Source organism: Microaerobacter geothermalis, from assembly GCF_021608135.1.
GTDB classification, from domain to species: Bacteria; Bacillota; Bacilli; order DSM-22679; family DSM-22679; genus Microaerobacter; species Microaerobacter geothermalis.
In genome coordinates, this window is the sequence record NZ_JAKIHL010000048.1 from 1 (window position 1) to 20,645 (window position 20,645).

A 20,645-nucleotide genomic window follows, 5' to 3' on the forward strand; every position below is an offset into this window, starting at 1 on the left:
GAGCCATTTTCAAAATCCCCTCTCCTGGAATGTTGTCTGGACAACTTCATTCTAACCGAGGGTTTTTGAAATGGCTCTCTTATTTTTTAAAGAGACTCCGTTTTTACACAATTATATGGACTCAACTTTTTTTTATTAAGGTTTGAATTTTATGGAAGCACTGCCCAACGATAATGTTGTTCGTTTATGATACGGTTCTCCGAGTTTTGAAAATCTGTTAAAAAAACCCCGCCGCAGCGAGGGTCTTGTAGAGTCCTGATAAGCATTTATTATGGACGAAACCGTATTTTTGTCCATATCGACTCACAGGGCATCATTTTTAAACGCAATTTGACCTTAACCAAAGATTGTAATTTCCCTATTATTAATATCTAACACTTCAATCTTCACAATACCACCAAGATTCTGTGACACTAAATCAGACAATTCTTTAAGTGCCATATGAAACTCATCATTTCTTGTTTCATCTATTAATTCGATACAGAGGAATGCATTTTTTGTATTTTCTGTTAACATTGTCCTCTTAGCTTCACGCCAATTCCAGCATCTGCATATTGCACCGGCATCATCTTTATAAACAATTTCACCTTCATATGGTGAAGCATTTTCATCACTTCCCAATGGGATAAACGGTTCGTTACCATTTGCCCGGGTTAGCCGAATATCTCCTACAAAAGTGTCGACATCTTCTCCACCACACGGAAGCCCATAACGTAATGAAATTGAATTATAGATGTCAACAAGCGGGTTTATTGTTCCGATATGATTGCCATTTTTCACTCTTTTTAATAAAGCCTCAATGGAACACCTTGCCCCTTTCTTTGTCTTAAATTTTTGAAAAGCTTCTCGCCAAACGAATATGACTGGATTACTACTGAATTCCTCCAGACTGAGAAATTTATGTGCTTCTTTCTCTGCCTCCTGCAGCAGCTTCTCGTAGATTTCAACGTCCCTTATTGAATTATCAATCCCCTGGCAAATAACGGTGCCTATTTTTGCATGAGGGAATAACGACCAAAAATCATCTTCAATGATAAATCTAGGCATAAAATATCTCTCCATTTCATTTTACTTATTGTCTTGGTAGAATCGCTATTTGTTGTGTCACAACACAACCACACGATAAATTTTCATCATAACACTCTTATGTCTTGGAGGGGCTCGCAAAGGCGGAGAATACCCCTAGAACAATATATAAATAACCAGTTATCCGATTCTGTAACTTTGAACTCACTTTAATCCACTTTCTAATACTTGCTGCAAGAACTGCATACAGACCATCACTAATAAGAGCTAGGATAATAAATATAGTTCCTAAAAGTAAAAATTGCACTGTGACTGAACCAGCAGAAGGTGATATGAATTGCGGAAAGAAGGCTAAAAAAAAGAGTGCTGTCTTAGGATTCATTACTTCTACGAGCGCTGATTCGTAAAAAATCTTTAATAATTTTTGGCGAGGGGCTTTTGGAATTTCTGAAGTCGTACTTTTAGATGTAGAAAATAAAGTCTTACACCCCAGATAGATAAGATAAGCAGCACCCAGGTATTTAACGATATTAAAGGCTGTTGCTGATGTCATAAGGATCGCAGAAACTCCAATTGCTCCAGCTAAAACGTGAACAGAACCACCAAGAGATACACCAAGAACTGATACCAGTCCCGCTTTCTTCCCTTGATCTATACTTCTTGCCATAATATAGAACACAGCTGGTCCAGGTATTATTAACAATGTAGCAGCAGCAATTACAAATAGCCAAATAGTTGAAAACTCCATAATATGCAACTCCTTGTTGTATTTTTGCACATGATGGGCTCCTCCTTGATTGGTGAAAGCAAGGTTACACTTTATTTTTAAGGTTCGCTTTCATCAGGGAGGCAATTTGTTGCTCGTTTGGAAATAGAATCTGTTCCAACTGTTTTATTACGAGCTCTTGTCTGTGTTTGGAATGGTTTTGACTTAGCTTTGCTTTCCCTTCAATCCTATCGATTTTAATTTTGAATCCTTGCACCCCTTTGTTCATAGCTGAGAGAAATTCAGCATCTACATCCTGCAATCTGTAAGAACTGTCAGGAGCTTCATACTTCAATACCATATCATTCAAGGAACTCATTAGCTCGTGTTCATCCTCGATTAGCTCAACTTGTCCGTAAACATGAACGGTCACATAATTCCACGTTGGCACTGCTTGATTGGTCTCATACCAAGAGGGAGAGATATAACAATGAGGACCATGGAAAACGGCTAAGACTGTCTGATTTTGAATATCCTGCCACTGCGGGTTTGGACGGGCAAAATGACCGTACAAATAGGTTTGCTCCTTATTTAACAACAGTGGTAAATGTGTAGCGAAGGGCATTCCTTTATGAATGGAAAACAAAGTTGCAAAACTGTTCTCCTGTATGACATGGTAGGCAACAGTAACATCTTCCATCGTAAAATGCTCTGGGATATACATGTGAAACCTCCTCAATCCTGTTTTTTACATACAACACATATCCTTTACACGGTATGATATAATTCAAGCTGACACGAAAAAAGGTACAATATTAAAAAAATCCACATGTCAGAGGGGATGCCAATGAAAAATACCATTTTTACCTTCGAAGATAACTCTCCTAAATACAAACAAATCTACGAGAAATTTAAATCATTTATTGAACAAGGCGACTTAAAGGCGAATGAGCTCTTGCCCTCCATTCGTCAACTTGCAGATTCCTTACATGTAAGCCGTAATACAACATTAATGGCATATGAACAACTTGTTGCTGAAGGGTATATTCGTGGAGAGAGCCGAAAAGGTTATTTTGTAAATGAGTTAGAACCCCTTTTATTTCAAGAAGCTCACAGCTCTTCTCATCACAAGCAAACAGAGCCGGTACCACCTGTTCGCATTGATTTCCGCGCAGACGTGGTCGATCAATCGCATTTCCCTTTAAAAACGTGGAGGAGGATCTCGAATCAGGTATTAACAGTAAAGGACAGCTTTCGATACGGGGAACCTTTTGGCGAATTGTGCCTACGCGAACAAATCGCAGCATATTTACTCCAGTCTCGTGGGGTGAGAACAGATCCAAATGCAATCATTATCGGAAGTAGTACCCAACAAATGCTTGTATACCTTGGGCATATACTGAAGGATGAGTTCCAGAGTATTATAGTTGAAGACCCTGGTTACGACGGTGCTAGGGAAGCTTTTCAATTCCATCGTTTTATGTTTGAATCTTTGCCGGTTTATGAAACAGGTGCTGATCTTTCACAATTAGAACAAATGAAATCACGATTAATCTATGTAACCCCTTCCCATCACAGTCCATTGGGGGTAAGCATGTCCATTCAACAACGTCAAATGCTTATTCATTGGGCTAACAAGATGGAAGGATATATTATCGAAGACGATTATGATAGTGAATTTCGCTATACACAACAACCATTTCCAGCTCTCGCTTCCATAGATTCAGCAAGAGTCATTTATCTAGGGAATTTCTCAAAGTCCTTTCTTCCAGGAATTCGCTTAAGCTATATGGTGTTGCCACAGCCACTTTTAAACCGTTATAAAAATCAATTTCTTCGTTTCGAAAGTACCACTTCAATTCTTAGCCAACTCACAATGGCTAAATTTATGGAAGATGGAGAGTGGAATCGCCATATTAAGCGTATGCGTCTTGTTTATAAACGAAAAATGCAGCACTTAGTATCAGAATTAAGAAAGCAATTCGAGCAAAATATATCCATTATTGGCGAGCAGTCTGGTTTGTACTTATTAGCCAAAGTACATTTGAAGCGTTCAGAAGAATGGCTAATTCAACAAGCTTCTCTTCATGGTGTTAAAGTTTACCCTACCTCACTCTACTTCATTAAAAATCATACCGATAAACCAATTATTAAACTTGGTTTTAGTAATCTTTCTTGTGATGAAATCCAGCTTGGTGTGAAGCTCTTAAAAAAGGCATGGTTATAAAATACATCACACGTTTGCCACTTAAGAACGCCTTCCTATTGGTAGATCGGCTTCAAAAACTGCGCGGGATCAGTCTAAATCTTTATTTTCGCAGAACATAATCTACTTTTGCAGAAGCCACTCATCATTGAACTAACGAAGATCGTTAGTTCAACAAAAAAAGCGGCGAACAAAGGCTTTATTTTATAGTCTTTGCGCCGGACAATTATCACTATCGTCTTAATCTGCTGATATAGCTACTATCAAGTAATATTTCCTTTCTGATCCTGTGTACCATCACTTGTGATACGGTTCCCCGCGGCGCATCTAAGCACAAAGCGCAATATAATTACAATGTGTTCATCAGTATATAAAGTTAAAACCACTCCAGCGATGGAGTGGTTCCTTATGCTCTGATTCAACTATCGTTTCCCGTTAGTTTAACCAACTTATATCGCCATTGTGTGTAGCTTGTTACCCTCGGGATCCCAATATTCAAAACCGCCATGGCCATCATCTGAAATATCGGTTACTTCTACTCCTTTTTTCTTTTAAGTACCGAGATTTCGTCATAAAGTTACTTCTGCACAATCTGAATAAGGTTGCCGCATGTATCGTCGAAGACAGCTATTGTGAGTTCGCCCATTTTTGTCGGCTCCATAGTAAAATTCACGCCGTTTTCCAATAATCGTTTGTACTCTTTATTAATATCTGCAACGCCAAACATTGTTGCTGGGATGCCATCGGCAAATATCTTCTTTTGATACTCTTTGGCGGCAGGATGGTCATTCGGTTCGAGTAAAAGCTCGGTACCGTCTTGCTCATCGGGAGAAACAAGCGTTATCCACCTAAATTCTCCGACGGGAACGTCATGCTTTTTTACAAAGCCCAGCGTTTCTGTATAAAACTCCAATGCCTTGTCTTGATCTTGAACGAATATACTGGTAACAATGATTTTCATAATGTTTTTGCCTCCTTTGATATTTGCGACGTTGGTGCTCTGCTAACAATCTGGCTCCAATCAGAAAAACCCATACATTCTTCAGAAGTTTTTAAGATTAAAATTACTCTATCCATCCTTTCAGCAAATTTTTAAGTGGTTCGTTATTGAATATAACCACTCGATATTTTCCCTTTTTTTCTGATTTTACGAGCCCTGCATCTTCCAATGCAGAAAGATGTTTAGCTATCGCCTGTCGCGAAATGGTAAGGTCGTGCTTCATAATGAGACGTACCGTAAGTTCATACAACGTCATCTCGTTGCGTTCGGATAGTTCGTCTAATATAAGCCGCCGAGTCGAGTCGCCAAGTGCTTTGAATATAGCGTCTTTGTCCCAATTCATATATCGAGTATAAGCAACCCTGCGGTTGCTTGTCAAGCATAAGCAACTGTAAAGTTGCATGATCAAGGAACCGTATCATGCAACCTTAACAAGTTAAAGTCACATAATAGTAGTTTGAACCATTATAGAAATATTAACTGTGTTTCAACAAAAAAAGCTGCAATAATCCTCCTTGGATCAATACACTAGTTAAATTTATAATCCCTTGTATGTTTTTTTATTTTTAACACGTTTCTTATTCAACTAACCTGCCCGTTAACTGAACAAACATTAATCGTATCGTCCAAAATTAATCCCTAGTCAGGCGACGGATGTGGTAAAATATGGTGCGGATAGGTACGGTCTATTGGGGACAGATTTGCTAGAATATCCGCACCACGCACCAATTTCAAACCGACTGAGAAAAAACGAAGCTAGGTCAAAATCAAGAATTAGGATTGCCAAACGTATTTTCTTGTCTGCTCTCTCCGCCAATATGTCTCTCTGTTAGTTACTCCTATAAGGTGTCTAACCTATATACATTGATACCCTAAGGAGGTAATTAAATGATACATCCTGTCAGAGAATGTATAGCGAAAATTGGATTGTCTCAGAATTCGTTTGCTGTATTGAATGCCATCTCAGTTCAGAGACTACGGGATTGCCTGTATGGTTACACCGAATCCATTCCGAAAAAAATCGTTAGTATTTTGGTTCAGCAGGGCTATGATGAACAAGAAGTACAACAGCAGTATAAACAATGGCGTAAATGGAAAGCTGAACAGGAGTTTCTTAACTCCCCCGCCGCTCATGAAGGGAGGGGGGCATGATGAAAAAACTGCCGTTGGATACTATCCTTACTCTAATAAGACGGGAGAAAATTCTAGGGCATGGTTTTGACTTGGACGAACTAGTCCAGATATTCGTACAATATGTGAAAGACCCGCTATCAACTGAAGATGTGGAATTTTGCCTTGCCCAGTACCTCGCCAAGTCCAAAAATAACGACACCGTTCACAGGAATAGTGTTCTTGAAAAAGTTACTCGATTCATGAACCAATACGGATGGAATCTTTCGGATTATCATTTGGACTACTACAGAAAATATCTGCCGTTGTTTCGGTAAACCTGTTCCCCCGCCGTTGTGCGGGGGTTTCTTTATTCAATGGATTTAATTCTTTACACAGTATGCCATGCTGGGATTGAGTGGGGGGCGTATCAGACAGAAATTCTGTTACAGGTAATCATTTTGGGGAGAATCATCATTCTAATCATCACACAACAGTGAATGGAGCTTGTATATTGAGATGGAGGTTAATTTAAGGTTATATCTATTCAGTAGTATATTATTATATTTCAAGTAGCTACTTCATTGTTCCACACTCCCGCCCGCTTCGCAGGCGGGTTGATGGAAGGAAACTGCTTCTCCCCCGCTTGGGGGGAGAACACAGGGAATGGTGACGGTGAGGTTCCCTACCAGACATTCAGCGTGCCCATGTGTAGCTTTACCACGCGGCGGGGGAATGGGAAATCCTCCGCTCTCTGTCCAGGCTCTCTGTCTTTCGACACTACGACGGATAATATGGGAGGCTTCAAGAATCACTTGAAGCATAGATATCCCGTTCCGCCTCTAACGCGACTTACATCGGCATGATGAGTGCCGAGCCAGTTTTTTACGTGTTCTCCTGTAACCACGGTTCAAGTCATATATGTATATCCCTATAGATTATCTATACGAAGCGATAGAGAAATAGTTTACAGTTACTACAATTTTGCTAGGTTTTTTTTCTGTACATGAGCCTCCCATTGTCATTACGCACCACTTTTCCCCGAAAATTTCCCGTAGGAATCACGCTGCCCCCAGGGTCATGCCGAAGAATGCTTCCTTTCCTAGACACTGGGGGGTTAGAAACAATCATCCGATTTATTTTTCTAAAGCTTTTTCTAAAAAATAATCAATTCCCTATTTCAATTATTGACAAGCCTAATCATCTTATGGTTGAAATTATTCTAAACTGCATTTTGAAAGGGGGTTGCGAATTAAGATATGTCCTCTGCCAACAGGATAAAACAGAAAAAAGAACACTGTTGCCCACAGTGCCCTGTATTTCATTGTTCCTTTGGATTTACGTTTTCATCTTCAATAGGAATCAATCCAGACCTGACCAAGACTTTCAACAATTCTTCCATGGCTTCCTGTATGGATTGATTGCCTACAAACTCATGTTCAATCTGTTGCATTCTGTTGTTCCCTCCTCGGTTTCTCTATACGAGATAACAAGGGGATAGTTAAGCCTTAATTTTGGTGGGGGCACATCGTATAGAGCGATTAAAGAACATTGATCGGAGGAATGCTCTATGCGTTGTGCAATATATGCTCGTGTTAGTACTGAACTGGACAGCCAAAAGAACAGTGTTAGCCATCAAATTTCCTTCTTTAACCGCTATGTGGAGGAAAAGGGCTGGACAATCTATGACATCTATAAAGACGAGGGAGTAAGCGGAACCAGTATTAAAAAGCGCAAAGAAATTCAACGCCTAATGAGGGATGCTAGAGCCAAGAAATTCGATTACGTTCTATTTAAGTCAATCTCCCGCTTTGCCCGCGACATTCAAGACGGAATAAACATGAAGCGGGAATTAGACAGTTTGGGAATCGGGATGATTTTCATTGAACAAAACATTGACACTAAGACAGCGGACGGAGAGTTAATGTTTTCAATCCATCTCACTGTCGCCCAACAAGAAAGCGAACAAATATCTAAACGAGTGAAATTTGGCAAACGTGAAAAGGCAAAAAAAGGAAAGTTTAACGGTTCCCTCCCGCCTTTTGGGTACAAGAGAAACGGAAACCAGCTTGAACTTGACCCGCAGTATGCTCCCTATGTGAAGGAGATTTTCCGCCTATATCTTTATGAGGATTGGGGGCTTCAAAGGATTGCTAAACACTTGTCTAAACTTGGCATTCCTACACCGAGAAAGGTACAGGGAGCCAAGAATGCGGGGGCACTGTGGCAACAAAGTACAGTGAAAATCATCCTAACCAATCCTATGTACACAGGGAATATGGTTCAAAATCGCAGTGAGGTTATCAGTATCCGTACCAAAAATAGAAAACAAGTGTCAGAAAATCAGCAAACGGTTGTTACTGGCACCCATGAAGCCCTTGTGACAGTGGAAGAATTTGAAGAGGTACAAGCTAAATTAAAACGCAAAGGCAAGAAAAGAAGCAACGGGCAAGAAAGCCTATTCGCCCATATAGCGGTTTGTGCGGATTGCGGTACAGGAATGCACTATAAAAACGATAGAAAAGCGTACTTATGCGGGAGATACCAAAAATACGGAAAGACGTTTTGTAGCCATCACCTGATTAAAGCGGATAAACTCTTGTCCGAAGTTTTAATTGTACTGAAAGAACTGACAGAAGAAGGCGTAAAAAAGAAAAAACTGATTGAAGTTGCCAAAAAAGAAGTGGGAAAGCATGCAGCTACTCATGATACGGAGCTAAAGCAAATTGAAAAGCGAATCCAACAGCTAACGAAGAAGCAAAGCAATTTGTTAGACCTTCTCAATGAGGGTGACCTGACCAAGGACGAGTGGAGAACCCAAAATGAGCTTATCCGCGAAGAGGTAACCCAGTTATCCGCTAGAAAATTGGAGCTACAATCCCTCATAGGCAAAGAGAAAGACATGGACAGCCAAATCCATGCCTTTGAAAAACAAGTCTCTAAATTAATCCACCTTAACATCGAGGATGAGAAGGTATTAAAACAGGTCATTCACAAACTCATCCATAAAATCGAAGTGTTCGAAGGTGGAAAGATAAAGATTCATTTCAATTTCATCAATCCAGTAGCAAAAATGGGGGCATAGAATTTAATCCTGCCCCCGCAATTTTAGCAACACTGTACACTCCACATGACGTGAGACGATTGAATTGATGTTATTTGAAGAAAAATGCTTCCTGCGTTCGCGGAAACATATCAATCTGCAAAAATGCCATTTTTTAAACTGCACGAGTTGTCAAAATGGATATCATTTGAGTTAATATCCATTAATGCGCTGCCTCATACTTAATAGTTTTATACAACATAGCATATTCGCATTTTTTTGCTCCTATATTTAAAAGCTTGTTTAGCGATATCGTTTTTTGCCCCGGCACAGCTTTATTCAAAACAGCCGTTGATAAAACATAGAATTCCCATTGGGACAGATCAAGCGGATTAAGGGTCGCCTGGTCTATGTGTTTCAGCACGCAAAACACATAGACGTCGGATTGGCGCTTTTGTTCTGTATCATATTCATTTGTAATGCTGTCCCAGCCGTAGGTAGGCTGGATGCCAAAGCTTATTTTTGATAAATTCTGTTGGCTCCAAGACTGAAGATATGCAGAAGTTTTGACTTCTACACGAATGCCTTCTTTGGAAAGCAAATCATATTTATCCCACGATACACTAATACCCTCTGTAATACCAAGCGCCATAGCAACTATGAATTCAGCCAGTCTGCCTCTTTCGGTATTACCAATAAGATCAGAATACGCCCAGGCCCAAAAATCTCTAAGCGTGCAGACATCGCTGCCTGCATTCAAAAATTGCTCGTTGCCTGTCTTTTTCTTTGTTTCAATGGCAGATATTTGCATCCTTTTTCGACAGTTTTCTTTCCCATATATCTTCTCCAGTGACATCTTCTTTATATAAAATTCTTCCGGTACCACTCATGCAAATCCTCAGTGGTTTGTATAATACTCTACTTTCAAAATCGTCATAGATACATCATGCTCATAATTCCCCCGAGTGCACTCGTAAACAATAATATTGCTATATAATTGTCCAAACCATACAGAGCCAGGCGAAAGATAGAACTGCTTTTGATTCTGCTCATATTGAATCGCTCTGTATGCATGACTTTCTGTGGGAATATTCTTTAATACTTTTCCAAATCTCTTGGCCGCGTTAGAGCATTTCACTGCGGTAACGAATGTCCCCTTAGAGCATATAAGAATATAAGGTTCCTTCATAAAGTCCAAAATTCTGTTCCCGCACGCATGCTTTGATACATAAAACTGGTTCGCCAAACTATTCATTAAAGTAAAATCAAAAACAGTTCCTGCTAAAAGTGGCTTAACAAGCAACTCAGGCATTAATAATTCGACAGCGAATTGATTCGCCTCAACTTCTATGGAAGAATAGTCTTCTACAACTTCCATGTCTTGATTTGAGCATCTAAAACTTGACTCCCCATCCAATACATATGGAGGTTTATGCTTTAAAAAATAATGGCCAAGCTCATGGGCAAAAGTAAAGTTTTGGCGTCCGATGTTTTCAATATATGTATTGATAAGGATACCTTTCATTTCACCTCTATATATCAGCATCCCGCTCAAATCCTTTTCTGATGGCAAAGAGCATCGTTTTACTTTTATCTTCTCCTGACGCGCGATATCATCAAAATATGGAGCCGGAATCCCCTTTATACCCATTGTTTCCAAAACCCATTTTGCTTTGGCCGACGGAGTGTTCGCGGTAAACATCATTCATCCCCCGCAAACATATCATCAATCGCTTGCATCAGTTCGTTGGAAGAATTTTTACTGATTATTCCTCGAGCCGCTAACTGGATCTGCTCATCTTGTTTAATCGCTGGGAAGTCTATAACCTTTTTAGTATCCATTTGTTCAATAGGTTTGGTTTTTACTGCCTTTATTTCCTCGTATAATGCCATTAATTCTTCTACTTTAGCGACAATGCGCTGTTGCTCGGCAAGAGGAGGAAGAGGGAATAGAGCATTTCTTCCGTCTTCTGTTCCTAAACGAGGCATTTTTACTCCGTACGAGCGTTCTATCGCATAATCAACAAAAGTAGAACTACGAAGAAAACAAATGGCATATTGTGGATAAATATCTTTACAAAACTGCAAAGGTAATATCTCTGATGAGCAATATCCATCTTTTTCCGCAATTGTTACCTTGTTTAAATATGGCCTGAGTTTACTATATAAAACATCTCCTTTATAAAACACATGTTTCGAACTTTTTGATTTCCTTTCTGCCTTTGTCTTAAATTGAACAATTTCACCTGTATCCTTTTGAATATCTTCTAATTCTAATACCCAAGCATCATTTGGAATATTGTCCGGTATAGTACTAATAGTTACACCAAAGTTGCATAATTCCCCCAACCTGCACCAAACCCATCCATCAGGCAAGTCGTAGGGAATTTCATCCTCTGAAATAGCTCAGACAGGCGGTACTCCGTCTCGCCGATCCTGTCGTTGATTTCCTTGAGCTCCTGCTCTGCGGATTTCTTCAGGTCTTTGAGTTCCTTAAGCTGCTCGGCCAGTTCAAACATTTTTTCGCCTTGTTCGTTCATGCTTTTTCACCCCCTGCCGCAAAAGGATTGAGCCCGCTTCTGTAATCGTCCACCAGCATTCTCGCCAGATCTGCCTTATCCCTCAAAGCTTTCAGCACTTTCTCATCGACGGTGCCTTTTGCCGTCAGATACAGATAAGTACAGTTCTCTTTCTGACCGACGCGGTGGATGCGAGCCTTTGCCTGCTCGAAATTGCTCATGCTGTAGTCGATGGAATAAAACACCATGGTGCTGGCGGCGGTGAGGGTCACGCCCAGTCCCGCAGTTGCGATCTGTCCGACAAACACCTGAACCTCCGGGTCGTTTTGAAACGCCGACACCTGCTCCTCGCGGTCTTTCACGCCGCCCATAAGGATCGAATACCGGATTTCCTTCTTTTCGAGCATCCGGCAGATGGCTTTGATTTCCGGTATAAACCGCGCGATAACCACCAGCTTTTTGCCGCTTTGCAAAACGTCCTCGATAATATCTCCAAGCGCTTCCTCTTTTGCTGTGCTGACGCGCTGGACAGGGCCGCCTTCGTCGCCGCCTATAAAGCCGCCGGTTACCTGCGACAGCCGGAGCAGGCGCGTAAGTATGTTTGTCACCGTCACCTCGCTATGACCCAACTCAGCATAGCTGTCCCTGACCAGATTCCTGTAGATCTTCATGGCGGCGCTCTCCATCTCCACATACCGCACAATGTCGGTGGTTTCCGGCAAATCCAGGCATTCTGCCTTGGTTGCCCGGAACGCGACGCTGTGAAGCCTTTTCATCAAATCCTGCTCCATTGACCGCTTGAGCACCGGCGTGTGGTTCCCGTAGCCCACCATGTCAAAATACCTGTTGCGGAACACATAGAAGCTCTGGCCGAAGATAGCAGGGTTTAAGAATTTATACTGGCTGAACACGTCTATGGCTTTGTTGGTAATGACCGTCCCTGTGAGCAGCAGCCTGTACCTTGCCCGCGCGCCCAGCCGGTGCATAGCCTTGGAAGCGGCGATGTTGTAGGTTTTGATCTTGTGTCCCTCATCCGCGATGATCATGTCGGGATTCCATGCGGACAGTTCCTTTTCCAGCCGCCAGGCCGATTCATAATTGATTACCGCGACTTGCAGGGGAGAGCCGCGCATGTGCCGCAGGGTATCAATTTTCTTTGCGGCGCTGCCTTCAAGAACCGCAAGGCTGTAATCGAAATCCGCGAATTTGGCGAACTCTTCCCGCCAGACGCCTAAGATGGAGAGAGGCGCAACCACCAAAACCCTGCAGATTTTGCCCGCCTGATACAGAGCGCCAGCGACCGCGATGCTTGTTATGGTCTTGCCGGTGCCCATTTCCATGAGCAGCGCCGCGCCTGCAGACGGCATAGTCTGCGAAGGAATAAGCCCGAATTTGCCGCACACAAAGTTAAAAGCGTTGATCTGATGCCTGTATGGTGCGGCTTTAATCGGCATGGGCAGCAGCGGTTTCGGCTGTTCCATCCGTTTTGTCCCTCCCTTCATCAGGCGGCTTTTCGAGCATCGCCAGTTTCTTTGCCAGCCGCTTTGACACCACGCTGATGGCGGTCAGGATGCCAACCAGTTCTTCCGTTGTTTCCTCACTTTGCGTCAAAGCGGCATTCACGCTTTTTCTCATGTCTCTCACCTCCATTTCGGGGCAATAAAAAACCCCCTCACAATCCAAAGGAAAGTGAAGGGGCGGTTGATAGAGAAAAAGCTATAAATTTTTCTCCAAAAGCATTCTGAGTTTTTCTAAAATCCTGTTTTTATGGTAATTTACTGTGTTTTGAGAAACCCCCGTATCTTTGGCAACCATACGTTCGGGCTTTTCCTGATAGAACAACTCGTCAATCAGAAACCTCTCGTCGTCGGTCAATTCCGAAAGCGCCTTGGACAGCATGTCCAATAACAGCTTGTCCTCGACGATCTCGTCAACAAGCGCCTGACTGGAAGGAATCTCAAACCCGGCGTCCGCAAACGCTTCAAGCGAAAGCTCCTTTTCCGCGCGAATCTGTCTGCGCTTGCGCTCTTTCCAAGCAGGACGCTTGAAAGCATAATATACTTCCTTGCTGACCGGAATTTGCCTGCCGTTTAGTTCAATGAAATACTTCTTGTCCATCCGTTTCCACCTCCTTTCCCGAAAGCTCAGGGAAAGGAGGCGGGGAGGACTGCGGCATCTATGTAAAACAGCGCAAAGACAAAAGCGGCCGAGTTTACTGAAATTCGTAAACTCGGCCGCAAAAACTATTCTATCAAGCAGCGCCCTGCCAGGATGGTCGTCATTGCTTTTTGCGCCGTATTGTTTTTTTATACGGGGATGGAATCGTATCCGGCGTATAGCTTTTGCCTTATGTATATTGGCAGAGAACCGCTTGATATTGCATGAAGTCCAAACCATACAATATCAACCTCGTCAGCTCCAACCTACACGGCAGCACCCGCCATACGCTCAGCTACAATTTAAGTCCGGCAGGTGTTGTCATGCCGAATTTGTCTTGTTCATGTTTAGGTACCTGAATTGTTTTGCAAATATGCAGTGCATGTTGATTACCATCTTTCTTCTATATAAATTAAATAATATTGAATTATGTTGATTGCCTAAGAAAAAACCTTTGAAGCCAAAACTGGATTACACCCTAAAAAAGATAGACATTACAAAAAGAACCTTCTGCTGTAGAATAAATTAACTACAGCAGAAGGTAAGTTTATGCCAAGCGGGGATAGGCATGATTAAATCTTACTGCAAACCAATGCTTTCGATCCATGCAGCCAGTTCCTCCTTAGACGGCTTGCCGTTCAAAATCCTGCCTTCCTTAATTTCTGCGGCTGCTGAAACGCTGCCTTTCAGCTTCTCCATCGTTTTGCCAAAGCCGCTTCCTCCGGAAGTAGCGAACAGTATGATTGTCTTTCCTGAAAAATCATAGCTTTCCAAAAAGGTATTGATAATGGTCGGAGCCACATACCACCATATGGGAAAACCTAAAAAAACAATGTCGTACTCGCCCATGTTGAAAACCTTGCCCGCAATGGCAGGCCGTGAGGACGGATCCTTCATTTCCACCGTACTCCGGCTTTTTTTATCCGTCCAATTAAGATCCGCGGCGGTATAGGGCACCTCAGGCTTAATTTCATAAAGGTCGACTCCCGCAGCGTCCGCAAGAGTTTGTGCTGCACCTTTGGTCACTCCGCTGCACGAAAAATAAGCTACCAATGCTTTCTTGGCCATTATTGTCTTCCTCCTGTCTTTTTCCGCTTTTTATTCCGCATTATTTATTACAGGCACATCTTAAAGATATTCTCCACGTCTTCCGGCGTCAGAGGCTTGAACCCTTGCAATACATCGCCCCAGCAGGCTTTCTTCGCCATGACCTTAAAGTTTTTATCATCAATGCCGATTTCAGTAAGGGTGCTTTGAAGGCCCAGCGTCTTAAAAAGAAAATCGCTCAGGCACTCGATAGCGCGCTCTGCCCCTTCCATAACGGAAAGCGACTCGTCAACTCCAAATATATTGACGCCAAATTTTTTAAACTGTGGTGCGGTGGATTCATCCAAGATATATTTCATCCAGCGGGGAGTAAGGATGGCAAGGCCAAGCCCATGGGTTATATCATAAAAGGCGGAAAGCTCGTGCTCCATGGCATGGCAGCTGGGGGCCTGAAATCCGCCGGTTGTCAGGAAGCCGTTCAGCGCCCAAGAGGATGCCCACATGAGGTTGGCTCTGGCTTCATAGTTTTCCGGTTCCTTAACGGCAATGGGAGCGTATTTGACTACGGTTTTTATCACGTCCTCCATAACGCGGTCTACCATGTCCATTTTCTTTGATGCTGTAAAATAAAAGCAGTCAAAAATATGGGACAAGATATCCGCGGCACCGCAGGCTGTCTGAAAGGCGCTTACGGAATAAGTGTTGGCGGGGTCAAGGAAGGACACTTTCGGCTGAAGCAGAGGATGCATCAGGCCAATCTTTTCATTGGTGTCCAGATTGCTGATGACGGCTCCCGAGTCCATCTCCGAGCCGGTAGCGGACAGTGTCAATATCGTTACAATAGGCAATGCTTTGGTGACAGGCGCTTTATGCGTCACCAGATCCCAACTATCTCCATCGTAAAATGCAGCGGCGGCAATTGCCTTTGTGCAGTCGATGGTAGATCCGCCTCCGACGGCAAGAAGCACATCAATATTTTCTTTTTTGCATATATCCGCGCCCTTGTTGACGGTGGTATGACGGGGATTCGGCTCAATGCCGGACAGTTCAAAGACATTAAGTCCTGCCTTTTTCAATTCCTCCATAACTTTGTCGTAAAGGCCGATTCTTTTGATGGAACCTCCTCCATAAGTTAGCAGCACACGGGTGCCGTACTGCTTTAATTCTTCGCCCAAATGCTCCAACTGGTTTTCACCGAAATAGATTTTTGTTGTGTTTTGAAATACAAAATTATACATATCCATTCTCCTTTTTAATTTTTTGAATAGATTAGCCAAAGGCCATCATCGTTTAGTCTTTTTGCTTCTTTCAGATGAAAGGGTTTTGCCGGCGCAGTTTTTGCGCCATATTTCCCTGTTTTGAAAAGTGGGATAGCATTTTCATTGCATTCGGCTGCTGGTATTACCACAAGGCTGATTTCATCAATCAGATCCTCCTGCAAAAAGGAACCGTTGACAATTCCGCCGCCCTCCAGCAGCAGTTTTTCAATTCCAAACAGATCTTTAAGCTTTTGAACGGCAAGCGGAAGATTCAACTCGGTTTTTCCGGCAAACAGGTAAGAAACTTCTTTGTCCCGCAAATGTGCCAGAAATGCGTCGGGAACACTTTCTGTCAGCACTTCTATGATATGCGCGCCGTCGTAGCCTTCATCCGGGTCGGAAATCGCACGATTGCTCCACCAGAGCTTTCCCTTCGGATCTATTGCAACCGCATAAAACGCCGCTTTCTCTGCGATATAATCCTCCCGCGCAATGGGCGGGCCGTCGTACTCCTGCGTAGTAACTGAGGGCTGGGGAAAGCTGCCCTCCATCGTCACCCTGCCGCAGAGAAAGCCGTCCGCGCCGTATTCCCTGTGTATTCTGTAATAATCCTCAATGAATTTGCCGTATTCGCTTTTTTCCAAAAAATCTCCGGTGACCTTTCCGTCCAGTGACATTGCCATGTGGCATATGATATATGGTCTGTCCATAGCACACCTCCTGATTATTTCAGCTTCCCATAGGCTTCGTCGTCCACCGGTTCCAGCCATTCAACGGGACCGGCTTTCGGATTTGCTTCTATTGCCAGATGAACAAACCAGCTATCCTTCGCCGCTCCATGCCAGTGCTTAACATTGCACGGGATTTCAACAACATCGCCTGCGCGAAGCTCACGGGCTTCTTTTCCTTCCTCCTGATACCAGCCTCGGCCTCCGATTACAAGCAGAATTTGCCCTCCGGGGTGCTTATGCCAGTTGTTCCGGCAACCCGGCTCAAATGTAACATTATAGATAGGGCAGCCAAGTTTTGACTGGGACGGCACAATCATGTTCAGCCATACATTGCCGCTGAAATTATCGCTCTCCAGCTTTTCTCCTTTGGGAAATATCACGCTATTGCTTAAATCTGTCATTTAAAATCACCTTCCTTAAATCAAGTCAATTATTAATCCCGTTCCTATTCCAAACAGAATAGTAAAGGCCAAATAAAGCAAAAACCGCTTCATGCCCAGCACGATCTTCATCGCTCCCAAATTGGTTATTTTAGTGGCAGGCCCTGTTATCATAAAGGCCGCTGCCGATCCCATGCTCATGCCATCGTATAGCCATTGCTGCAGCAACGGGATTGTCCCGCCGCCGCAGGCATACAGCGGCACGCCGATGGTAGCCGCCATCAGCACCCCAAAGCCTTTGTTATCTCCAAACAGGCTTGCAAACGTCTCGGAAGGTACATATCGCTGGAACAGCGCCGATAAAGCAATGCCCAGCAGAAAATACGGACCGGTCGCTTTGACGTTGCGACCGAAGTTTTTCATAAGCCGCATCAGAATGTTCGGATGCGTATCTCGGCTTTTCGGTTCACCAAAGCCGGAGAAATTAAAAAACGCTTTTCCCCGGTAAAAGAAATGTACCAGCAGTCCTGCCGCAATTCCGCAGAAAAAGCAGGACACAATCCGAACGGTCAATGCGGTTGTGCCCAAGGCCGTGCTGTAGATAATAAGCTGGGGATTGAGCAAAATGGAAGACATCATAAATGCCGCCAGCCAGTCATCGCGCATCCCTTTTTCTGAAAAGGAAGCAGCAATCGGTATTGTGCCGTACATGCACAGCGGCGAGGCAATGCCTAAAATACAGGCAGGCACAATACCAAACAGTCCCAGCTCTTTATTCCGCAGGTCGTAGAATAGCCGGTTGATTCGCTCCTTGCCGAAAACCGACACCACCGTACCGACGAGCATGCCCAGTAGCCAGTAGGGGAAAATCTGTTCAAGCTGAATGCTGAAGTAGTACCAGAGGTAGACGAATTCACGGTGCAACATCTCAATCATCAACGCTTACCAGCTTGTACTTCCGGCTGCCGAGACCGATCTTTTCAGCGTGTTCCAGCGTAAGAAGCCCGTTCCTGGATTCAATGCGATTAATCAAAGACTTGCTGTCCGGTGCGGCGTACACAAGATCAATGCAAGCCTGATCAAGCGCCACCGGGTCGGTGGAGGCCAGAATCCCGATGTCGTGCATATCAGGTTCGGCGGGATTCCCGTTACAGTCGCAGTCTACTGATAGGCGGTTCATCACATTGATATAGACAATGTTCTTGCCGTTTTTAAGATAATCGGAAACCGCTTTGCCTGCATCGCCCATTGATTCAAGAAAATCGTCCTGATCCCCGCCCCAGGGACTGGTCCGGCTATTCCCTGCAGTATGTATCCAGCTCTTGCCTTCACTGGAGGCAATGCCAATGGAAATATTCTTGATTGCACCGCCAAACCCGGCCATCGCATGTCCTTTAAAATGGGAAAGGACAAGAAAGGAGTCGTAATTCGCAAAATGCGAGCCGACGAAGTTTTCTTTCAAGTGCGTTCCTCCCGTCACCGGCAGGCTCATAGAGCCGTCCGCATCCATAATGTCCACATCTGCAATCGCGGTAAAACCGTGATCCTTTGCGACCTGAAGATGCATGGCGGTAGAGGCGCGGGAGCCGCCATAAGCGGTATTGCATTCCACAATCGTACCATTTACCTGTTGTACAAGATCTTTGATTAGCTCTGGCCGCAAATAATTGCTGGCAGGTGGTTCGCCTGTACTCAATTTGACAGCAACTTTGCCTTCAGGTGTCCATTCCAATGCTTTATAAACCGTCATTAAACCTTCGGGGGTAATTTTTCTTGTCATGTACACAATGGGTGTTGCTTTATCTTGATTTTGTGTTTCGCTGTTTGCATCCTCACCTTTAGGCGGCAATGCAGATGCGGTGTTTTGTGCCGGACTGCTGTCGGCAGAAACCTTTTCCGTTGTCTGGCTGCAACCGGTAATAAGAAATGTCCATGCTGCGAGCATTAACAGAAGGGCAATCGTCATCTTTTTCATTTATCATTAATCCCCTCCTTTTTAAGCTAGTCAGTCGGCAAGCGACCATGTAACCTGTACATTTCCTGAGCTAAGAGCAGAAGCAAGGTTTGACGGGTCGTCAACTGTTCCCAGCGGTACATAACCACCATAGGAATTGGAATAGGTTTTATAAAAAAGCACCAGACAGTTTCCTGACCATAACATAATGTCGCCGGCATGGATGGTTGAGGGCTGTTGTGTAAATGCGGCAGGAAGATTCTCTGAAAGATAGTAATACTTCTCCTGACCATTCAGCTCATCCATCTGTATTGTCATGGGAAATTGCGCGATAAGTGCCTGTGTCGTTTCGTTATCATATAATTTTGCTGTAAATGTAGTGCTGCCTACGGCAATATTAATGGAAATCATATTATCATCCTCCGTGTCTTTATCTCCTGTTTCCGCAGATGAGCTTGGAGAAGGGGACACAGCCGGTCTTGTTGTTGGAACCGGTGCGCTTTCCGCAGGTGATGCAGATGGTTGCACTGTCGAAGCCGGTGCCATTCCCGCAGATGGCCGCTCTGATACTTCTGTGGGTTTACTGCCAGAAAGGGGATTATCCGACGGACTGCTATTCTCGCTTTCCATAGGTGCAGATGTATTTATACTTTCCGCACTTTCGCTGGGAGAAGCCGATTTGGAGTTTTGTTCATTACGTGTTGAATTGCAGGCTGTAAGCGCAAATATAAGCAAAATGCAAAGCAGTAAGTATATGATTCTTCGCATGTTTTACCTCCTTGTTCCATGGAAAATCTAAACCATCTCTTTAAACTTTTTGTTCTCGTCGCAAACATCCATTTAGGTAGCAAACCGAGTTGCTTATCAATCACTGCCTAATTAATCTCAACAAAAACATCAGGACTGGATTTCAATCTTCTTGATAACTCTCGCAGGCACTCCGCCTGCAACAACATTTGGAGGCACATCCTTGGTCACAACTGCACCGGCTGCAATAACAACTCCATCGCCAATGGCCACACCCGGAAGGATAGTTGAATTTGACCCAATCCATACATTTTTGCCAATCACAATGGGCGCAGGATGCAGATTGCTGCGTTTGCTTGGGTCCAAATCATGATTAAGGGTAGCCAGTACCACATTGTGCCCAATAAGCGCACCGTCGCCGATTGTTATGCCGCCCTGATCCTGAAAGCGGCAGCCTGAATTGATAAATACATTCTTCCCAACAGAAATGTTTTTCCCGCAATCCGTATAAAAAGGAGGGAACATGGAGAATGTTTCATCAACAGGCTTTCCGATCAGCATTGAAAACAGCTCCCGAATTTCTTCGGGGGTATGATAATTACCATTTGATATGAAAATAATTCGCTCCCGGGTCATACTGATCTAAAAATGTCAAGTGCTTGGTATCAATTTCCAGATAAAAATGGGTATAGGGATGCCCGGGATAATCGTTGTAAATGTTTCCAGTAGTTATGATGCAGTATTCTTCTGAACTTCGTAT

Annotated in this window: 26 protein-coding genes; 5 read left to right on the forward strand and 21 right to left on the reverse strand. The window is 43.5% G+C overall.

The window, feature by feature from the left end:
* Positions 1–336: 336 nt before the first annotated feature.
* The 3 genes from L1765_RS14230 to L1765_RS14240 form a co-directional block, all read right to left on the reverse strand.
* Positions 337–1,047, reverse strand: coding sequence for a B3/B4 domain-containing protein (locus L1765_RS14230; protein WP_236408155.1), 711 nt, complete (start codon positions 1,045–1,047; stop codon positions 337–339).
* Between the two features lie 97 nt (positions 1,048–1,144).
* Positions 1,145–1,774, reverse strand: a complete 630-nt coding sequence (locus L1765_RS14235) for a LysE family translocator (protein WP_236408177.1) — start codon at positions 1,772–1,774, stop codon at positions 1,145–1,147.
* 64 nt (positions 1,775–1,838) lie between these two features.
* On the reverse strand, positions 1,839–2,456 hold the full coding sequence (locus L1765_RS14240) for an FMN-binding negative transcriptional regulator (RefSeq protein ID WP_236408156.1): 618 nt from the start codon (positions 2,454–2,456) through the stop codon (positions 1,839–1,841).
* 123 nt (positions 2,457–2,579) lie between these two features.
* Between L1765_RS14240 and pdxR the strand changes: the two genes are divergently transcribed.
* Positions 2,580–3,959 carry a MocR-like pyridoxine biosynthesis transcription factor PdxR gene (pdxR, locus tag L1765_RS14245; protein WP_236408157.1) on the forward strand — a complete coding sequence of 460 codons (1,380 nt, stop codon included), beginning with the start codon at positions 2,580–2,582 and terminating at the stop codon, positions 3,957–3,959.
* 556 nt (positions 3,960–4,515) lie between these two features.
* Here pdxR and L1765_RS14250 read toward each other — a convergent pair.
* Positions 4,516–4,899 carry a VOC family protein gene (locus L1765_RS14250; RefSeq protein WP_062495003.1) on the reverse strand — a complete coding sequence of 128 codons (384 nt, stop codon included), beginning with the start codon at positions 4,897–4,899 and terminating at the stop codon, positions 4,516–4,518.
* A gap of 103 nt (positions 4,900–5,002) precedes the next feature.
* On the reverse strand, positions 5,003–5,281 hold the full coding sequence (locus tag L1765_RS14255; RefSeq protein WP_062495001.1) for an ArsR/SmtB family transcription factor: 279 nt from the start codon (positions 5,279–5,281) through the stop codon (positions 5,003–5,005).
* Between the two features lie 545 nt (positions 5,282–5,826).
* Here L1765_RS14255 and L1765_RS14260 point away from each other — a divergent pair.
* Positions 5,827–6,090, forward strand: a complete 264-nt coding sequence (locus L1765_RS14260) for a preprotein translocase subunit TatA (protein ID WP_236408158.1) — start codon at positions 5,827–5,829, stop codon at positions 6,088–6,090.
* Entirely contained in the window at positions 6,090–6,386 is a 297-nt protein-coding gene (locus L1765_RS14265) for a hypothetical protein (protein ID WP_236408159.1), read from the forward strand. Before L1765_RS14260 ends, L1765_RS14265 begins: the two co-directional genes overlap by 1 nt.
* Positions 6,387–7,369: 983 nt before the next feature.
* Here the strand turns inward: L1765_RS14265 and L1765_RS16015 are convergent.
* Positions 7,370–7,501 carry a hypothetical protein gene (locus L1765_RS16015; RefSeq protein WP_268928947.1) on the reverse strand — a complete coding sequence of 44 codons (132 nt, stop codon included), beginning with the start codon at positions 7,499–7,501 and terminating at the stop codon, positions 7,370–7,372.
* Between the two features lie 117 nt (positions 7,502–7,618).
* Here L1765_RS16015 and L1765_RS14270 point away from each other — a divergent pair, with 117 nt between their 5' ends.
* On the forward strand, positions 7,619–9,133 hold the full coding sequence (locus L1765_RS14270; protein ID WP_236408160.1) for a recombinase family protein: 1,515 nt from the start codon (positions 7,619–7,621) through the stop codon (positions 9,131–9,133).
* A gap of 181 nt (positions 9,134–9,314) precedes the next feature.
* Here the strand turns inward: L1765_RS14270 and L1765_RS14275 are convergent, their stop codons facing one another.
* The 14 genes from L1765_RS14275 to L1765_RS14340 form a co-directional block, all read right to left on the reverse strand.
* Entirely contained in the window at positions 9,315–9,947 is a 633-nt protein-coding gene (locus tag L1765_RS14275; protein ID WP_236408161.1) for a hypothetical protein, read from the reverse strand.
* 42 nt (positions 9,948–9,989) lie between these two features.
* Entirely contained in the window at positions 9,990–10,742 is a 753-nt protein-coding gene (locus tag L1765_RS14280) for an ImmA/IrrE family metallo-endopeptidase (protein WP_236408162.1), read from the reverse strand.
* Positions 10,743–10,792: 50 nt separating this feature from the next.
* A complete protein-coding gene (locus L1765_RS14285) occupies positions 10,793–11,440 on the reverse strand; it encodes a restriction endonuclease subunit S (RefSeq protein ID WP_236408163.1) in 648 nt (215 codons plus the stop codon).
* Positions 11,413–11,631: a gp33 family protein gene (locus L1765_RS14290; protein WP_236408164.1), complete on the reverse strand. Its 219-nt coding sequence runs from the start codon at positions 11,629–11,631 to the stop codon at positions 11,413–11,415. Before L1765_RS14290 ends, L1765_RS14285 begins: the two co-directional genes overlap by 28 nt.
* On the reverse strand, positions 11,628–13,091 hold the full coding sequence (locus L1765_RS14295) for a DEAD/DEAH box helicase (RefSeq protein ID WP_236408165.1): 1,464 nt from the start codon (positions 13,089–13,091) through the stop codon (positions 11,628–11,630). Before L1765_RS14295 ends, L1765_RS14290 begins: the two co-directional genes overlap by 4 nt.
* Complete coding sequence (locus tag L1765_RS14300) at positions 13,054–13,245, reverse strand: hypothetical protein (RefSeq protein ID WP_236408166.1); 192 nt, start codon at positions 13,243–13,245, stop codon at positions 13,054–13,056. Before L1765_RS14300 ends, L1765_RS14295 begins: the two co-directional genes overlap by 38 nt.
* Positions 13,246–13,326: 81 nt before the next feature.
* Positions 13,327–13,728 (reverse strand): sigma-70 family RNA polymerase sigma factor, encoded by a 402-nt coding sequence (locus tag L1765_RS14305; RefSeq protein WP_236408167.1) that lies wholly within the window; start codon positions 13,726–13,728, stop codon positions 13,327–13,329.
* 618 nt (positions 13,729–14,346) lie between these two features.
* Entirely contained in the window at positions 14,347–14,835 is a 489-nt protein-coding gene (locus L1765_RS14310; protein ID WP_236408168.1) for a flavodoxin, read from the reverse strand.
* A gap of 47 nt (positions 14,836–14,882) precedes the next feature.
* Positions 14,883–16,052, reverse strand: a complete 1,170-nt coding sequence (locus L1765_RS14315; RefSeq protein WP_236408169.1) for an iron-containing alcohol dehydrogenase — start codon at positions 16,050–16,052, stop codon at positions 14,883–14,885.
* Positions 16,053–16,066: 14 nt separating this feature from the next.
* Positions 16,067–16,783, reverse strand: coding sequence for a RibD family protein (locus tag L1765_RS14320; protein WP_236408170.1), 717 nt, complete (start codon positions 16,781–16,783; stop codon positions 16,067–16,069).
* Positions 16,784–16,797: 14 nt separating this feature from the next.
* A complete protein-coding gene (locus L1765_RS14325) occupies positions 16,798–17,205 on the reverse strand; it encodes a cupin domain-containing protein (RefSeq protein WP_236408171.1) in 408 nt (135 codons plus the stop codon).
* Positions 17,206–17,220: 15 nt separating this feature from the next.
* Positions 17,221–18,120: a permease gene (locus tag L1765_RS14330; RefSeq protein ID WP_236408172.1), complete on the reverse strand. Its 900-nt coding sequence runs from the start codon at positions 18,118–18,120 to the stop codon at positions 17,221–17,223.
* Positions 18,113–19,159 carry a DUF362 domain-containing protein gene (locus L1765_RS14335; protein ID WP_236408173.1) on the reverse strand — a complete coding sequence of 349 codons (1,047 nt, stop codon included), beginning with the start codon at positions 19,157–19,159 and terminating at the stop codon, positions 18,113–18,115. The genes L1765_RS14330 and L1765_RS14335 overlap by 8 nt, the downstream gene beginning before the upstream one ends.
* A gap of 30 nt (positions 19,160–19,189) precedes the next feature.
* Positions 19,190–19,549, reverse strand: a complete 360-nt coding sequence (locus L1765_RS14340; RefSeq protein WP_236408174.1) for a cyclophilin-like fold protein — start codon at positions 19,547–19,549, stop codon at positions 19,190–19,192.
* On the opposite strand from L1765_RS14340, the gene L1765_RS14345 reads away from it, so the two are divergent.
* Positions 19,539–19,937: a hypothetical protein gene (locus L1765_RS14345; protein ID WP_236408175.1), complete on the forward strand. Its 399-nt coding sequence runs from the start codon at positions 19,539–19,541 to the stop codon at positions 19,935–19,937. The two genes, L1765_RS14340 and L1765_RS14345, sit on opposite strands and share 11 nt — an antisense overlap.
* Positions 19,938–20,035: 98 nt before the next feature.
* Here L1765_RS14345 and L1765_RS14350 read toward each other — a convergent pair whose 3' ends face one another.
* Entirely contained in the window at positions 20,036–20,521 is a 486-nt protein-coding gene (locus tag L1765_RS14350) for a sugar O-acetyltransferase (protein ID WP_407942282.1), read from the reverse strand.
* Positions 20,522–20,645 lie beyond the last annotated feature (124 nt).

What these genes read in the sequence shown, in the direction of transcription:
- L1765_RS14230 (WP_236408155.1), bottom strand. Translation starts at nt 1,047, where the DNA reads ATGCCTAGATTTATCATTGAAGATGATTTTTGGTCGTTATTCCCTCAT.
- L1765_RS14235 (WP_236408177.1), bottom strand. Translation starts at nt 1,774, where the DNA reads ATGGAGTTTTCAACTATTTGGCTATTTGTAATTGCTGCTGCTACATTG.
- L1765_RS14240 (WP_236408156.1), bottom strand. Translation starts at nt 2,456, where the DNA reads ATGTATATCCCAGAGCATTTTACGATGGAAGATGTTACTGTTGCCTAC.
- pdxR (WP_236408157.1), top strand. Translation starts at nt 2,580, where the DNA reads ATGAAAAATACCATTTTTACCTTCGAAGATAACTCTCCTAAATACAAA.
- L1765_RS14250 (WP_062495003.1), bottom strand. Translation starts at nt 4,899, where the DNA reads ATGAAAATCATTGTTACCAGTATATTCGTTCAAGATCAAGACAAGGCA.
- L1765_RS14255 (WP_062495001.1), bottom strand. Translation starts at nt 5,281, where the DNA reads ATGAATTGGGACAAAGACGCTATATTCAAAGCACTTGGCGACTCGACT.
- L1765_RS14260 (WP_236408158.1), top strand. Translation starts at nt 5,827, where the DNA reads ATGATACATCCTGTCAGAGAATGTATAGCGAAAATTGGATTGTCTCAG.
- L1765_RS14265 (WP_236408159.1), top strand. Translation starts at nt 6,090, where the DNA reads ATGAAAAAACTGCCGTTGGATACTATCCTTACTCTAATAAGACGGGAG.
- L1765_RS16015 (WP_268928947.1), bottom strand. Translation starts at nt 7,501, where the DNA reads ATGCAACAGATTGAACATGAGTTTGTAGGCAATCAATCCATACAGGAA.
- L1765_RS14270 (WP_236408160.1), top strand. Translation starts at nt 7,619, where the DNA reads ATGCGTTGTGCAATATATGCTCGTGTTAGTACTGAACTGGACAGCCAA.
- L1765_RS14275 (WP_236408161.1), bottom strand. Translation starts at nt 9,947, where the DNA reads ATGTCACTGGAGAAGATATATGGGAAAGAAAACTGTCGAAAAAGGATG.
- L1765_RS14280 (WP_236408162.1), bottom strand. Translation starts at nt 10,742, where the DNA reads ATGGGTATAAAGGGGATTCCGGCTCCATATTTTGATGATATCGCGCGT.
- L1765_RS14290 (WP_236408164.1), bottom strand. Translation starts at nt 11,631, where the DNA reads ATGAACGAACAAGGCGAAAAAATGTTTGAACTGGCCGAGCAGCTTAAG.
- L1765_RS14295 (WP_236408165.1), bottom strand. Translation starts at nt 13,091, where the DNA reads ATGGAACAGCCGAAACCGCTGCTGCCCATGCCGATTAAAGCCGCACCA.
- L1765_RS14300 (WP_236408166.1), bottom strand. Translation starts at nt 13,245, where the DNA reads ATGAGAAAAAGCGTGAATGCCGCTTTGACGCAAAGTGAGGAAACAACG.
- L1765_RS14305 (WP_236408167.1), bottom strand. Translation starts at nt 13,728, where the DNA reads ATGGACAAGAAGTATTTCATTGAACTAAACGGCAGGCAAATTCCGGTC.
- L1765_RS14310 (WP_236408168.1), bottom strand. Translation starts at nt 14,835, where the DNA reads ATGGCCAAGAAAGCATTGGTAGCTTATTTTTCGTGCAGCGGAGTGACC.
- L1765_RS14315 (WP_236408169.1), bottom strand. Translation starts at nt 16,052, where the DNA reads ATGTATAATTTTGTATTTCAAAACACAACAAAAATCTATTTCGGTGAA.
- L1765_RS14320 (WP_236408170.1), bottom strand. Translation starts at nt 16,783, where the DNA reads ATGGACAGACCATATATCATATGCCACATGGCAATGTCACTGGACGGA.
- L1765_RS14325 (WP_236408171.1), bottom strand. Translation starts at nt 17,205, where the DNA reads ATGACAGATTTAAGCAATAGCGTGATATTTCCCAAAGGAGAAAAGCTG.
- L1765_RS14330 (WP_236408172.1), bottom strand. Translation starts at nt 18,120, where the DNA reads ATGATTGAGATGTTGCACCGTGAATTCGTCTACCTCTGGTACTACTTC.
- L1765_RS14335 (WP_236408173.1), bottom strand. Translation starts at nt 19,159, where the DNA reads ATGAAAAAGATGACGATTGCCCTTCTGTTAATGCTCGCAGCATGGACA.
- L1765_RS14345 (WP_236408175.1), top strand. Translation starts at nt 19,539, where the DNA reads ATGGAAATCATATTATCATCCTCCGTGTCTTTATCTCCTGTTTCCGCA.
- L1765_RS14340 (WP_236408174.1), bottom strand. Translation starts at nt 19,549, where the DNA reads ATGATTTCCATTAATATTGCCGTAGGCAGCACTACATTTACAGCAAAA.
- L1765_RS14350 (WP_407942282.1), bottom strand. Translation starts at nt 20,521, where the DNA reads ATGACCCGGGAGCGAATTATTTTCATATCAAATGGTAATTATCATACC.